The organism is Paenibacillus sp. RC84 (genome assembly GCF_041260495.1).
In the GTDB taxonomy this organism is placed as follows: Bacteria; Bacillota; Bacilli; order Paenibacillales; family NBRC-103111; genus Paenibacillus_F.
On record NZ_JBGBYL010000001.1, the window covers coordinates 573936 to 587691 of the forward strand.

General features: G+C 54.0%; 15 protein-coding genes. 12 read left to right on the forward strand and 3 right to left on the reverse strand.

What is annotated here, in order from left to right:
- Window positions 1-15 precede the first annotated feature (15 nt).
- The gene (locus tag ABH899_RS02635) at window positions 16-309 is read right to left on the reverse strand and encodes a rhodanese-like domain-containing protein (RefSeq protein ID WP_009672581.1); all 294 of its coding nucleotides are present in this window, start codon (window positions 307-309) and stop codon (window positions 16-18) included.
- Window positions 310-441: 132 nt separating this feature from the next.
- Between ABH899_RS02635 and crcB the strand changes: the two genes are divergently transcribed.
- From crcB to ABH899_RS02695, 12 genes are all read left to right on the forward strand, one after another.
- On the forward strand, window positions 442-819 hold the full coding sequence (gene crcB / locus ABH899_RS02640) for a fluoride efflux transporter CrcB (protein ID WP_369993760.1): 378 nt from the start codon (window positions 442-444) through the stop codon (window positions 817-819).
- Entirely contained in the window at window positions 816-1175 is a 360-nt protein-coding gene (locus ABH899_RS02645) for a fluoride efflux transporter FluC (RefSeq protein WP_369993761.1), read from the forward strand. Before crcB ends, ABH899_RS02645 begins: the two co-directional genes overlap by 4 nt.
- Before the next feature lie 57 nt (window positions 1176-1232).
- Window positions 1233-2531 carry a 3-phosphoshikimate 1-carboxyvinyltransferase gene (gene aroA, locus ABH899_RS02650; RefSeq protein ID WP_369994077.1) on the forward strand — a complete coding sequence of 433 codons (1299 nt, stop codon included), beginning with the start codon at window positions 1233-1235 and terminating at the stop codon, window positions 2529-2531.
- Between the two features lie 34 nt (window positions 2532-2565).
- Window positions 2566-3360, forward strand: coding sequence for a C39 family peptidase (locus ABH899_RS02655; RefSeq protein WP_369994079.1), 795 nt, complete (start codon window positions 2566-2568; stop codon window positions 3358-3360).
- Window positions 3361-3412: 52 nt separating this feature from the next.
- Window positions 3413-3838 (forward strand): CoA-binding protein, encoded by a 426-nt coding sequence (locus tag ABH899_RS02660; protein ID WP_369993764.1) that lies wholly within the window; start codon window positions 3413-3415, stop codon window positions 3836-3838.
- Between the two features lie 196 nt (window positions 3839-4034).
- Window positions 4035-4787, forward strand: a complete 753-nt coding sequence (locus tag ABH899_RS02665) for a hypothetical protein (protein ID WP_009672650.1) — start codon at window positions 4035-4037, stop codon at window positions 4785-4787.
- Between the two features lie 135 nt (window positions 4788-4922).
- Window positions 4923-6815, forward strand: coding sequence for a glucose PTS transporter subunit IIA (locus ABH899_RS02670; RefSeq protein ID WP_009672615.1), 1893 nt, complete (start codon window positions 4923-4925; stop codon window positions 6813-6815).
- A complete protein-coding gene (gene ptsP / locus ABH899_RS02675) occupies window positions 6808-8538 on the forward strand; it encodes a phosphoenolpyruvate--protein phosphotransferase (RefSeq protein ID WP_369993766.1) in 1731 nt (576 codons plus the stop codon). Before ABH899_RS02670 ends, ptsP begins: the two co-directional genes overlap by 8 nt.
- Window positions 8539-8569: 31 nt before the next feature.
- Window positions 8570-9115, forward strand: coding sequence for a type 1 glutamine amidotransferase domain-containing protein (locus tag ABH899_RS02680; protein WP_369993769.1), 546 nt, complete (start codon window positions 8570-8572; stop codon window positions 9113-9115).
- Between the two features lie 164 nt (window positions 9116-9279).
- Window positions 9280-9726, forward strand: a complete 447-nt coding sequence (locus ABH899_RS02685; protein ID WP_369993771.1) for a hypothetical protein — start codon at window positions 9280-9282, stop codon at window positions 9724-9726.
- Between the two features lie 240 nt (window positions 9727-9966).
- Window positions 9967-10986: a catabolite control protein A gene (ccpA, locus tag ABH899_RS02690; RefSeq protein ID WP_009672618.1), complete on the forward strand. Its 1020-nt coding sequence runs from the start codon at window positions 9967-9969 to the stop codon at window positions 10984-10986.
- A gap of 39 nt (window positions 10987-11025) precedes the next feature.
- Window positions 11026-11724 carry a 5'-methylthioadenosine/adenosylhomocysteine nucleosidase gene (locus ABH899_RS02695; RefSeq protein ID WP_218228457.1) on the forward strand — a complete coding sequence of 233 codons (699 nt, stop codon included), beginning with the start codon at window positions 11026-11028 and terminating at the stop codon, window positions 11722-11724.
- Between the two features lie 159 nt (window positions 11725-11883).
- Here the strand turns inward: ABH899_RS02695 and ABH899_RS02700 are convergent, their stop codons facing one another.
- On the reverse strand, window positions 11884-13062 hold the full coding sequence (locus tag ABH899_RS02700) for an acetoin utilization protein AcuC (protein ID WP_369993774.1): 1179 nt from the start codon (window positions 13060-13062) through the stop codon (window positions 11884-11886).
- Window positions 13063-13098: 36 nt separating this feature from the next.
- Window positions 13099-13737, reverse strand: a complete 639-nt coding sequence (locus tag ABH899_RS02705; protein ID WP_009672639.1) for a GNAT family N-acetyltransferase — start codon at window positions 13735-13737, stop codon at window positions 13099-13101.
- Window positions 13738-13756 lie beyond the last annotated feature (19 nt).

Consider the following 13756-nt stretch of genomic DNA (forward strand, 5'->3'; position numbering starts at 1 on the left):
CGTCCGGCGGCGGGCTTAAAGCTGTTCCCAGGCGAGCATTCCGCCCTCCATGTTTTTCAAATTCGCAAAGCCTTGAGACTCCAGGAAATCGTATGCTTTCCCGCTCCGGTTGCCGCTGCGGCAGACCAGAATGACTTCGCCTTCTTTAGGGATTTCGTGAAGACGGGTGTGAATTTCCATCAAGGGAATCGATTTGGCACCGGCAATTTGACCGGCCGCGACTTCTTCGGGCTCGCGTACGTCGATAACGCACAGCGGCTCACCCGCCGCAAGTCGGGCTTTCAATTCCGAGGGTTGAATCTTATTCATATAAAGCGCACCTCCTGTATTCTCGTTTTCCCTGTAACTATACAAAACCCGGAAGCACGGAGTCAAACCGTCTCCGGACTTCACCGAATCTATCTTCAAAGCAAAATACGGGACAGAATAGGTGGTTTGCCCATGAAAAGTTGGATCATCGGAACAGCCGGCGTGTTCGGAGCCCTGTCCCGGTATGGGTTATCCGTTCTATGGAACGAAGGGAACGGTTCCTTCCCGTGGGGCACGCTGGCCTGCAATATGATCGGCTGCATTCTGCTCGGTTATTTCAGCGAAGCTCTGCTGCCTAAATGGCCGCAGGAGCTGCGTACTGCCGTTACGACTGGTTTTATCGGAGCTTTCACGACTTTTTCCACCTTCAGTATGGAAGCGGTCCGGATGCTTCGGGATAATCAGGTGCCGGCAGCCCTGCTTTACATCGGGGTCAGTCTGTTCGGAGGGCTTGCTGCCGTCAGTCTGGGCACGGCTGCCGCGTACCGCAGGAAGGAGAAAGCCCTATGAATGCGGGCTGGATGAATGTGCTGCTGGTAGGGGCCGGAGGATTCGTCGGCTCCATCGCCAGATATAAATTAGCCGGCTGGGTCCAGAGCCGTACGGCTTCTCCGTTTCCATTCGGCACACTGGCCGTCAATCTCACAGGCTGTTTTTTTCTGGGCTGGCTGTTCGGGCATGTGACGGATGCCGCCTTGCTTATCGGGCTGGGAACAGGCTTTACCGGCGCCTTTACGACGTTTTCCACTTTAAAGCTGGACAGCTGGAAGCTGAGAAAGAAAAAACTTTTTAATCTGGATATGATCTATCTGGCCGTAAGCTATCTGGCCGGAATCGGCTCGGCTTTTGCCGGCTTTTACATATAAACAGAAGGCCGTACACAGACCACTCATCGACCAAAGGAGAGAACTACCATGAATTCCATGAAAGCCATTGTAAAAGCGACACCGAACCTGCAGGGAGAAATTCAGGCGCTGTCTTCCAAAAACTATACGACCCGTTACCTCCTTCTTGCAGCGCTCGCTGACGGTACGAGTACGATCCATTTCCCGGCTCACAGTGAAGACAGTGACGCCATGCGCCGGTGCATCCGGGATTTGGGTGCGGTTATCGAAGAAGACGAGCATAAGATGGTTATTAAGGGATTCGGCAAAAATCCTCTTCCGATCAAAGAATTAAACGTCGGCAACGCGGGAGCGGTTCTCCGTTTTCTGATGTCTACGGCAGCCCTCTGCCAAAGCGAAGTTACTTTCATTAATCAATATCCGGAATCGCTCGGCAAGCGGCCGCATATGGATCTTATTGATACGCTGGAACAAATGAACATCCAAGTCGAACATAATGAAGGCCGTCTGCCGATAACTATTAAAGGGGGACAGCCCCGCGGCGGCAAAATTACCGTGTCGGGCAGCGTAAGCTCGCAGTTTTTGAGCTCCCTTCTGTTTTTGACTCCTCTGCTCCAAGAAGACAGTGAAATCGAAGTGCTTCACGATTTGAAGTCCAAAGTGATTGTCGGACAAACACTGGAAGTGCTCGAACAAGCAGGGATTCGCGTGGAAGCCAGCGAAGATCTTATGCATTACCGGATTCCCGGTAATCAATCCTACCGTGCGCAGGAGTATGTCGTGCAGGGGGATTACCCCGGATCCGCGGCGATCTTGGCGGCTGCGGCCGTCACCCGCTCGGATGTTACCGTTCATCGTCTCGAGGAGAACAGCCGTCAAGGCGAGAAAGCCTGCGTGGACGTTCTCCGCGCCATGGGAGTCTCGCTGACTCACAAGGATGGAATTGTGCGCGTACAAGGCACGGGCAACCTTAAAGCCGGCGAATTCGACGGCGATCATTTTACGGACGCGGTGCTTGCTATGGTAGCGGCCGCGGTGTTCGCGGAAGGCACCTCGCGTTTTTACAACGTGGAGAATCTCCGCTACAAAGAGTGCGACCGGATTACGGATTTCCTGAACGAGCTGCGCAAAGCCGGAGCCGACGTGGAAGAGCGTCAAAGCGAAATCATTGTCCACGGCCGGCCGGAAGGGCTTGAAGGCGGCGTGGAAATTAACGCGCATTATGACCATCGCGTCATTATGGCCCTGTCCGTGGCAGGGCTGAGGAGCAAGCAGGGTCTTGTTATCCGTGACGCCCACCATGTGGCCAAATCTTATCCGCAGTTTTTCGATCATATGATTTCACTCGGAGCGCACATCGAATTAACGAACGAATGAATGGGTGAATAGGATGCGCATTATTTGGAGGGGCATGAAAGTAACGTTCGGTTTCTTTCTGATCCTCGGGTTATTGTTCTCAGGCGGTTTCATGTCTGTGATGCTATATGCCAAAATAAGCGGGCAAGACGTTCAGACTGTCATGGCTATGGACGCGAAATTGGAAAAACAGCCTCTGCCTGAACCTGAGCAGCCACCGGCGGCGGAACAGGTTCAAGAGCAGCGGAAAACGAAGGCTATGATCGATGCGCCCGTTATCGCGCAAAAACCGGAACTGCCGTCCGGCTGTGAAATTACTTCGATTGCCATGATGCTTCATTATAAAGGCATCAAATTGGACAAGATGCAGCTGTACGACGAAATGCCGAAGGACCCGACTCCTATCGTCTGGAACAAAGACGGGACGATTGCTTCTTGGGGCCACCCGAACATTGGCTACGTGGGAGACGGTACCGGGAAATCCAAAGGCTTCGGCATTTACCACACGGCGCTGTTTCCGCTGTTGAAATCGCATATTCCTTCAGCCGTAGATTTAACGGGCGAGTCTTTTGACGCGTATGAAAAACAAATCGCAAACGGCCGCCCGGTTGTCGTTTGGACGACCATCGGTTTCACGATGCCGACCCGCTGGTCCGAATGGAATACCTCCATCGGCCCGATCCGCGCGACATTTTCCGAGCATGCGGTATTAATGGTCGGTTACGACGAGACGTCCGTTTACGTGAACGACCCGTGGACGGGCAGCAAAAATGTTCAGTTGGACAAAAAGCTGTTCATCGGCATCTGGGAAGCGATGGGCAAGCAGGGCTTGTCCTATACAGGTGATTAAGAACAGACAATGGACAATGCCGGTTCTTTAAATAGCGAAAGGGAGTGTTCTCATGCCTTTTGAAAATCCATCCAGAGACGAAATCAAAACCTTGCTGGCTTCGGCCGGCCCCATTGCCGTAGTAGGTTTGTCCGATAACCCGGAAAGGGTGTCGCACATGGTTTCGGCAGCCATGAAATCACGCGGATACGAGATTATTCCGGTTAATCCGAATGCGGATGTCATTTTGGGCGGCAAAAGCTATGCCAGTCTGTCCGATATTCCGGGTAATGTGGATATCGTCAATGTGTTCCGCAGAAGCGACCAGGTCGTGCCGATCGCGGAGGAAGCGGTCCGCAAGGGAGCCAAAGTTCTTTGGCTGCAGCAGGGCGTCTATAATGAAGAAGCGGCTGAAATTGCGCAACGCGGCGGGCTGACGGTCATAATGGACCGCTGCATCAAGGTGGAAGATGCGATTTTGAATCCGAGAGGCAACTGAACCGGTACGGCACAGCCGCTAAAAGTGTCAAAACCCGACTAAAGCGCAAGCTCTAGTCGGGTTTTGTTATTTCTGAAAAAAATATTTCTGGGACGGTTCATAATTTCAGCGGCTCCTGCAAACAATAGTGGAGGCTTCAGAACAAGGAAAGACTTGTCTGGAAGACTCATTAATTTCCTTAAAGGAGGAACTCCGCATGTACAACCAGTATCAAAATCAAGCTGGTATCGGCTCCCAGTCCCAATACCAAAACAAGTTCCAGCCGACCGGTTATGTTCAATCTTCGTACGGTCAGAACCAGTTCCAAAATTCTCAATACGGCAGCTACCAAAACCCGCAATCGTTCCACACGGCTAACTACCGCGGCAACCAACCGGGTCATGACAGCTACCTGCGCTCGGATTCCCAAACTCCGGCCCAACAACAAGGCTTCGGACAAGCTTCCTACGGCCTGACTCAATCCTTCGGTTCCCAAGCTTACGGCAACCAAGGAAATCAATCCTACACGAGCCAACAACAAAGCTACGGACAATTCGCTTCCCCTCAGTCTTATCACACGGCTAACTACCGTGGCGATCAGCCGGGACACGACAGCTACCTGCGTTCGGATTCCCAGACTCCGTCCCAGCAAGGCTACGGCCAAGCTTCTTACGGGTTGAGCCAATCCGCTATCGGCCAAGGCTACGGCTCTCAACAAAATTACGGTTCCCAATCCTACGGTCAATCCTATGGCCAAGGCTACGGCACGCAAAGCTACAGCCAAGCCGCGTCTCCGCAGTCTTACCATACGGCTAACTACCGCGGCGACCAGCCGGCCCATGACAGCTACCTGACTTCGGATTCCCAAACTCCGGCTCAGCAGCAGTTCGCCGGTTACTCCAGCAGCGTTGGTTCCGCTCAATCCGGCCGTTTTAACACAGGCATTCCGTACACGACAGGTACGTTTTAATTAAAGGCTGACGATAGCTCACAGCATCGTTATGCTGCATGACGCCAACAAGCGGGTCTTCGGACCCGCTTATTTGTTTTTGACAAAAAGTGCGGCAGCCATTAGGATCGAAATAGAGAGGAGGCAGGGCTTAAGTTGAACTGGATGGGAAATTTGCAGCAATTCGGGCGTTCTTTAATGCTTCCGATGATTACGCTCCCTGTTGCCGCAGTACTTATACGACTGGGAATCCTGCCATGGGATAGTATGGGGGCGGCATGGCTCGGCGACATGATGCTGCTTGCGGGTCATACCATATTTACATATTTGCCGCTCGTGTTCGCGGTAGGCGTTGCTCTCGGTTTGACGGAGAATGCGGGTATCGCCGGACTTTCCGCACTGATGAGCTACTTTTTATTCACCGTACTGACCCAGCATCAGCTGGGCGAAGCGTTTCAACTGGGTGTCGCGGGAGGAATCCTGATCGGTCTGCTGTCGGCGGTCGCGTACCACCGGTGCAAGCGAATCCAGCTCCCCGAATACGTACAGTTTTTCGGAGGACCGCGGATGGTTCCGCTTATTATGGGAGTCGTTACGCTCGTCCTGTCCATCCTGATGATCAAGCTGGGCCCCGTCCTGGAGAACGGGATGGAGCAGTTGACGGCATGGGTTCTCAGCCTCGGCGGATTCGGTGCTTTCTTGTACGGCATCGCGCATCGTCTTCTTGTGCCTTCCGGGCTTCATTATATCCTGAACAATTTCTTCTGGTTTCAACTGGGTGCTTACAAAGAACCGAACGGTGACATGGTTTACGGCGATCTGCCCCGTTTCTTCGCGGGTGATCCGACGGCCGGGGCCTACATGGCCGGACTGTATCCGATTATGATGTTCGCGCTTCCCGCCATTGCCTTCGCCATTATCCACGAGGCCCGGGAAGATTTGAAGCCTCATGTCCGAGTGACTTTTATGACGGCGGCGCTGACTTCGTTCCTGACCGGCGTCACGGAGCCGATTGAGTTTGCCTTTCTGTTCGTCGCTCCTTACTTGTTCGTGATTCATGCCATTTTATCCGGCTTTGCCATGTGGATCGCATATGCGCTGAATATCTCGCACGGCTTCTCTTATTCCGCCGGAGCTATCGATTTTGTCATTAACGAGCATTTGTCGCGCAACGGTTGGATGCTCATTCCGATCGGACTCGTGTTTGGAGCGGTGTACTATGTCATGTTCAGGTACGCCATCCGGCGTTACCGCATTCCGACCCCGGGGCGGGAGGAAGGTTCATCGCTGGAAGAATGGGCAGGCGATATCCCTTACCGGGCGCCGCTTATCGTCCAAGCGCTCGGAGGCAAGGGGAATATCAAAAAAATCGAAGCCTGCATCACACGGCTGAGATTGACGCTTGAATCCGACCGCCTCATGGATATCGCCGCACTGAAGCACCTTGGAGCGGCCGGAGTCATCCGCTTAGGCGGCGGCAACGTGCAGGTCGTTTTCGGCACATTCTCCGAACTGATCCGGGAAGAAATCATGAAGCTGCTGCGTAAAGACATCCAGCTTGTGCTCTTCAGTTCCCCGATGGCGGGGAGAATGATTCCGCTGGAGGACGTTCCGGACCGCATTTTCGCGGGGAAGATTGTCGGCAACGGGGTTGCTTTCATACCGGATAAAGGGGAGCTGCTGTCGCCGGTAGCCGGTAAAATCATGCACGTCTATCCGACGATGCATGCGCTCGGGATTCAGACAGAGGAAGGACTTGAAGTTCTGCTGCACATCGGCATCGACACATCCACATTAACCGGAAATTTCTTCGAGGCCCAAGTACAGCCCGGAGACGAGGTGGAGGCGGGGCAACTGCTGATCCGTTTTAACTACAATCAGTTGAAGAAGCACGCCAAATCGCTGGCCACCCCTATGGTGATTACCAATTCGGACCGTGTCAAATCATGGAGCTTCGCCCCCTATAAATCCGTGAAAAAAGGGCAGGCGTCCGTGATGTCCGTTGTGCTGAAAAAACCGGAACAGAGCGGAGGGACTTCAAATGTTTAAAGGGATAGGAGCTTCATCGGGGATCGCCATGGGTCCCGCTTACGTGATCCCCGCCTGGGATTGGGAGTTCCCGGATAAGATGGTGGACGCCACCGATTTGTCGTTTGAATTCGAACGGCTGTATGACGGGATCCGTTCGTCCAAAGACGAATTGGAACATATCAAACAAGAGATCCGGGACGTTCTGGGCCAGGAGCAATCGTACATTTTCGACGCTCATCTGGCGATTTTGGAAGATCCCGTGTTTATGAACGAAATTCAGGGCATCATCAGCCGGCAGTACAAAGCCGCAGAGGTGGCCGTCAAAGAAGTGATCGACAAATTCGTCGAAATGTTCGACGTGTTGGACGATGATTATATGAAAGAACGGGCCATGGACATTAAAGACGTAGGCAACCGTCTTCTGAAGCATCTGCTGGGCAGCGGGGACGATACTCCGCCGCCGACGGATCATTCCTACGTACTCGTGGCGAAGGAGCTTACCCCTTCCCAACTGGTGCATCTGGACCCGGCCCGCGTGCTGGGCATCGTCACGATGATGGGCGGACTGACCTCGCATACGTCGATTATGAGCCGCGCGATGGGAATCCCGTTCGTGCTGGGGCTGGAAGGCAAGCTTATCCGGCCTATCCAGAACGGAGACTTGATGATAGTGGACGGCGAGGAAGGGATCGTCTACGTGAACCCCGACAGCGGCACCGTGGAGCTGTACGAGTCGCGCAAGACGGACTGGCTCATGCACCGCGAGCGGCTGCAGGAAATCGCCCACGTCCCGTCCATGACTCAGGACCGCAAGCAGGTCCGGCTGGCGGCGAATATCAGCTCGATCAAAGAAATCGACCAGGTGCTCAAGAACGGCGCCGTCGGGGTCGGTTTATTCCGCTCGGAATTTCTCTACATGGACCGCGACTCCCTGCCGGATGAAGAGGAGCAGACCGAGGTGTATAAGCAGGCGGCGGTGAAGCTGGACGGCAGGCCACTCATCATCCGGACGCTGGATATCGGCGGAGACAAGAAGCTGGATTATCTTCCGCTTCAGGTGGAGGAGAATCCGGCGCTGGGATGCCGCGCCATCCGGATCTCGCTGGATCGCCGCGAGCTGTTCAAAACCCAGCTCCGCGCCATTTTGCGGGCCTCGCACTTTGGTCAAGTAAAGCTTATGTACCCGATGATCTCCTCGCTAGGCGAGCTCAGAGAGGCCAACGCTCTGCTGGCGGAAGCCAAGCAGGAGCTGAAAAGCCGTAGCAAGCCGTTTAACCCCGACATTGAGGTCGGCTTGACGATCGAAGTGCCGGGCGCGGCCCTGATTGCCGACGTTCTGGCCAAAGAAGTCGATTTCTTCAGCATCGGAACCAACGATCTGATCCAGTTCGTTTTGGCGGTGGACCGGATGAACGACAGCATCGCCCATTTGTACAATCCGTATCATCCCGCCGTAATCCGCCTGCTGAAGCTGACCATTGATGCGGCCAAGGCGGCCGGTATACCCGTTGCCGTATGCGGGGAGTTCGCCGGGGATATCCGCGCGCTGCCTCTTTGGCTGGGGCTAGGCATCGAGGAGCTGAGCATGTCCGTCCAGCTCATTCTTCCGATCAAGCACCGTCTGCTGACGAGCAATCACGCCGAGTGCGAACGCCTGCTTCAGGAAGTCCTGCAGTGCGGCACCAGCGAGGAAATCGAGCAGGTGCTCAGGCAGGCGGATTCCCGGTCGAGCGCTTCTTAACCTATTCTCACTAAACCAGGAGGGATTTACTATGACCGTACAGGATTTGAAAGGCCAGCGCATACTGGCGTTTGTCGATGAGGAATTCGAGGATCTGGAAATGTGGTACCCCGTTCTTCGTTTGCGTGAAGCTGGAGCAGTCGTCGTTATCGCAGGGCCTAAAGCGGGCGAAATTTATCACGGCAAATACGGTGTGCCCATTACGACGGATGTCGCGTTCGGAGACGTAAGCGCGGCCGATTATGACGGGCTGTACGTGCCCGGCGGCTGGGCGCCCGATAAACTGCGCAGATATGCCGACGTTCTGCGGTTTACCCGCGAAATTCATGAGGCGCAAAAACCGATTGCGCAGATTTGTCACGCGGGCTGGGTTTTGATTTCGGCCAAAATCGTGGAAGGCTATACGATGACCTCTACGCCGGGCATCCGGGATGATCTTGAAAACGCCGGAGCGATCTGGGTGGACGAGGAAGCCGTGGTTGACCGCAATATCGTTTCGGGGCGGCGTCCTCCGGATCTGCCCGCTTTTATGAAAGCTTTTATCGAGGTATTGATTCAGAAAAAGGCCTCAAACTAGCGGTTGGCACAGAGATTACGCTGCCTTCAAAATAAAATGAAATATTCATAAAAAGGGAATATGTGACAGGCCCCGAAAAGCAGGAATATCATTCACCCGGATAGAAGTAGCTAGGTAAGACGAAGACAGCAAGGTTCTATCGGCTGCTAAAGGAGTGAGTGATTGTGCAAAAAGGGTACTGCTGCGGACAACCGATTCATTTATGCCTGAGAACCGTCGTGTTTCAACAGAAGGTAGAGATTGAAAACGTACCCATCTACTCATGCGAAGCATGCGGGAAAAGCGTTGTTTATTCGAGCGTAAAACCTAAAGTTACGGAATTGATCGATACGTTGGGCCCGAAACCGGAAAAGCAGATCCTGCGGTTCGAAGACGTGTCCGAAATCGCCTGCCTCATCGTTCGGCTAGCCTGTTCTTCTGAGGATGGGTACGGATTTAAGCAGGCCGTGGAGGAAAGGGTCAATGAACTGCTGGATCTGCTGCTTCTGGCTACCTCTGTCGGGGATATGGGCTGGGCGGGCGAGATTCGCAGCAGGCTGGCCCAAATCAGCGAGCATATGCTGTCGGACGACCGGCTGCAGGAAGCTTTTGCGGATAGGACCAGCGGCTGATGACCGCAGTGCCCTTTCCGTACATACCCACCCGCCGGATGCGCATGGATAGGATTGCAGTTGATTACTTAGCCAACTTGTACGATGGAATTCCTGCGGGGAGCGGGTATGAAAATCGGCGAGTTGGCTTTCATGCGTATTTTTTGCTACTATTAGGTGTGAAAGTGTTTTAATTGCGAAAAGGGAAATAATGTCGTATGATAGTCTGTAATATGGCAAGGACGACGAATATTCGAATAAATGGAGAGAGTGACCGTGACCGTTACTATTTATGACGTAGCAAGAGAAGCAGGAGTATCGATGGCCACGGTTTCGCGTGTCGTCAACAATAACCCGAACGTGAAGCCGCAGACAAGGAAGAAAGTATTCGAAGCAATCGAACGGCTCGGTTATCGCCCCAATGCTGTTGCCCGGGGGCTTGCATCGAAGAAAACAACGACAGTCGGCGTGGTTATCCCCGATATTTCAAATTCGATTTTTGCGGAAGTGGCGCGCGGAATCGAAGATATTGCGAACATGTATCATTACAATATTATTTTGAGCAACGCCGACAAGAAGAAAGAGAAAGAAATTCGCGTCATCAACACCCTGCTGGAGAAGCAGGTGGACGGGCTTCTCTTTATGGGCGGCGTCGTGACGGAAGATCATATCAATGCGTTCCGGACTTCTTCCGTTCCGGTTGTGCTCTGCGGTACGGCCGACGAGCAGAACGTAATGCCGTCCGTCGATATCGATCACGAGAAAGCGGCTTACGATGCCGTGCAGCTTCTGATCGAGAGCGGCCACCGTACGATCGCCATGATCTCCGGACCTCTTCAGGATCCGGCTAACGGTTTTGCTCGCTACCAGGGCTACAAGAAGGCACTGGAGCACGCAGGCATCGAAGTGAACGAAGATTACGTAAGACTGGGCAACTACCGGTATGAATCGGGAATCGATGCGACGGATTATTTCCTGAAGCTGCCGACGCGCCCAACCGCTATTTTCTCGGCGACGGACGAAATGGCGATCGGCGCCATTCACAAAATCCAGGACGAAGGGCTTTCCGTACCGAAGGATATTTCCGTGATGAGTATCGATAATATCCGGATGGCTTCTATGGTGCGTCCTCAATTAACGACCGTGGCACAGCCTATGTACGATATCGGCGCGGTGTCCATGCGTCTGCTTACGAAGTTGATGAACAAGGAAACGATGGAACTTACTCAAGTCGTTCTCCCGCATGAAATCATTAAGCGCAGCTCAGTGGCTCCTCGTTGAGCCGCTTTTTGTTGAGCGGAAAGGAGAGGTTACACAAGGATGATAAATAAAATCGGTCTGATCGGCGCCATGAATGAAGAAATCGAACTGCTTGTCGGCGGGATGAGCGGCGTAACCGAAACGAATAAAGCCGGCATTACATACAGGGAAGGCCAGTTTGAAGGCAAATCCGTTGTGGTTTGCAAGTCGGGAGTAGGCAAGGTGAACGCCGCCGTCTGCACGCAAATTCTGATTGACGGCTTCGGCGTTGATGCCGTGCTGTTTACAGGCGTTGCCGGAGCGCTGGATCCGGAGCTGAATATCGGCGACATCGTCATTTCCACAACTTGCATGCAGCATGACATGGATGTGACGCCCCTTGGCTTCCCGCGCGGAGTCATTCCTTACGAGGAAGTTTCGGTCTTCAAGGCGGACCCTCAGCTGGTCGAACTGGCGGATGCGGCAAGCCGGGAACTGTTCCAGGGAAGAACGAAGCAAGGACTCGTCCTGTCCGGGGACCAATTCGTCGCTTCGCGGGACAAGGTGGCGGAGCTTCACCAGGAGCTCGGCGGGACCTGCACGGAGATGGAAGGCGCGGCTGTGGCGCAGGTTTGTTCCATGAACAAAGTTCCGTTCGTCGTGATCCGGTCCATGTCCGATAAAGCGGACGGCTCGGCGCACGTTAATTTCGCGGAGTTTACCAAGCAGGCTTCCGAAAATTCCCACCGGATCATTGAACATATGGTGCGCTCGTTATAATGGACGGATGGGCATATGAAAAAGGCTGACGGGTTTTAAACCGGTCAGCCTTTTTTGTTCCAACGGATTTGTATGCAGCGCCGTCCGGTATGCACGCAGCAGCGCAGATATCACGCATGAATGGAAGCAAACTCAATTAAAAAACCGCGGGGATCGCTCTTATTTCAAATAAAGCAGAGCGATCTCCACGGTTTTCTTGTTCTTCTCGGCAATAATGTCCCGGCGCGGGATGGGTTCCCAATCGTCGACGGCGTCGAGCCAAGTGGCAGGCAGCTTAACGGGGCTGCCCGGCTGGTGCTCGGCAAGCCAGCCGGCGGGCAGGGGAAGGAGCGGATTGATCTCCAGCTCCTGAAGCAGCGGGTGGCCGGTCATGACCAGCCAGACGAGGCTCCAGGCACGCGGAACGACCCTATAGATGTCGTATCCTCCGCCGCCGAGCGCAACCCAGCGGCCGTCACACCACTTGTCGGCCAGATCGCGGATAAGCTCGGGCATTCTTTTGTAGATCCGCATGGAACAGTGTACGTGGGCCAGCGGATCAAGGGCATGCGCGTCGCAACCGTGCTGCGACACGATGATATCGGGCTTGAAACGCTCAATCAGCGGCACCAGAACCGCTTCAAAGCTTTCAAGCCAGGAGTCGTCTTCGGTGTACGGCTCCACCGGAACATTCACGCAGGTGCCGAAGGCTTCGCCTTCGCCCCGCTCCGTCACATCCCCCGTCCCCGGAAATAAATATTTCCCGGTTTCATGAATAGAGAACGTGCATACGCGCGGATCGCTGTAAAAGCTCCATTGAACGCCGTCGCCGTGGTGGACATCCGTGTCGATGTACAGAACCTTCGCGTTGTAGTGCTCGGTAAGATGGGCAATGGCCGCGGAAGCGTCGTTATAGACGCAGAAGCCGGCTCCCTTGCTCTGCAGAGCGTGGTGCAGGCCTCCGCCCAGATGGAACGCGCGCTTCGCTCTGCCTGACATTACGGTGTCGGCAGCCGTTATGGAACCGCCGACTACCATTGAGGTGACGTCGTGCATCCAGGCAAAATAGGGCGTGTCCTCGGTGTCCAATCCGTACTTGGCCGCGCTGTTTACCCACTCAAGCGAAGGGGAGAGTTCGCTAAGCGCTTTCACGGCATCGATATAAGCGGGTTGATGGACGCGGAGAAGCTCGTCATCCGTGGCTACACGGGGAGTGACGATTTCGGAGTCGTTCAGAGCTCCGGCCTTTCTGAGAAGGTCAATCGTGAGCAGCAGTCTTTTCGGATTAAAAGGATGTTCCTCGTTGAACTTGTAGGTCGCTTCATGCTCGTTAAATACAAAAACCGATTCGTTCTTCATCTCGAGCTGTTCCTCCCGTAACCCAGGAAATGGTTCTTAATACATGAACCGTTGTTGAAAGCGGATGCGGTCGAACTGCTCGACGGAAGCCAGGGGAACTTTGCTTCCGATGCGAACCATCAGGCAGTTGGCCGGGTGCGAACATATTTCCGGATCGTCGGTGGCAAACCACACCATATCTACGCATTTCATCAGGTTTTCCATCATTTTGCGGTAATCCCATACACTGAGCCCGCTGCTTTCCAGGTCCCAATGCCAATAATATTCGGTCGTGAACGTAATGACGTTCTCCAGTTGTCCGTCCGTAAAGGCGAGCCGGATCATCTTCTTGCCGAGTCCGAGAGCCCGGTAGCTGTTGGCAACTTCGATTGCCCCGAGTTCAATCAGGTCGGGCATATTGCCTTGGGACCAGCGTTCGATTTCATCGGGATAATGGAAGGTGACATAGCCTACAATCCAGTCCCCGGTACGGGCGATAATAATGCGGCCCTCGGGAAGCTCCGCGATTTCGATCAGGGCCTCGTGCTGGTCTCTCGGCTTGCGGAAAGCGTCCAAATCGGCATGCATCTGAAGGCCTCGCAGGTGATCAGGGGATACGGGACCCTCCACGGTGATCTCCGCATCCAGGTCAGGCGGTACGAAAGAGTGCGAATGATAAATTTTTTTATGGTCCATGAGAGGGAGTCTCCTTAAA

Bases quoted from the DNA above. Each gene is read 5' to 3' on its own strand.
- ABH899_RS02635 (WP_009672581.1), bottom strand. From the start codon at position 309: ATGAATAAGATTCAACCCTCGGAATTGAAAGCCCGACTTGCGGCGGGT.
- crcB (WP_369993760.1), top strand. From the start codon at position 442: ATGAAAAGTTGGATCATCGGAACAGCCGGCGTGTTCGGAGCCCTGTCC.
- ABH899_RS02645 (WP_369993761.1), top strand. From the start codon at position 816: ATGAATGCGGGCTGGATGAATGTGCTGCTGGTAGGGGCCGGAGGATTC.
- aroA (WP_369994077.1), top strand. From the start codon at position 1,233: ATGAAAGCCATTGTAAAAGCGACACCGAACCTGCAGGGAGAAATTCAG.
- ABH899_RS02655 (WP_369994079.1), top strand. From the start codon at position 2,566: ATGAAAGTAACGTTCGGTTTCTTTCTGATCCTCGGGTTATTGTTCTCA.
- ABH899_RS02660 (WP_369993764.1), top strand. From the start codon at position 3,413: ATGCCTTTTGAAAATCCATCCAGAGACGAAATCAAAACCTTGCTGGCT.
- ABH899_RS02665 (WP_009672650.1), top strand. From the start codon at position 4,035: ATGTACAACCAGTATCAAAATCAAGCTGGTATCGGCTCCCAGTCCCAA.
- ptsP (WP_369993766.1), top strand. From the start codon at position 6,808: ATGTTTAAAGGGATAGGAGCTTCATCGGGGATCGCCATGGGTCCCGCT.
- ABH899_RS02680 (WP_369993769.1), top strand. From the start codon at position 8,570: ATGACCGTACAGGATTTGAAAGGCCAGCGCATACTGGCGTTTGTCGAT.
- ccpA (WP_009672618.1), top strand. From the start codon at position 9,967: ATGGAGAGAGTGACCGTGACCGTTACTATTTATGACGTAGCAAGAGAA.
- ABH899_RS02695 (WP_218228457.1), top strand. From the start codon at position 11,026: ATGATAAATAAAATCGGTCTGATCGGCGCCATGAATGAAGAAATCGAA.
- ABH899_RS02700 (WP_369993774.1), bottom strand. From the start codon at position 13,062: ATGAAGAACGAATCGGTTTTTGTATTTAACGAGCATGAAGCGACCTAC.
- ABH899_RS02705 (WP_009672639.1), bottom strand. From the start codon at position 13,737: ATGGACCATAAAAAAATTTATCATTCGCACTCTTTCGTACCGCCTGAC.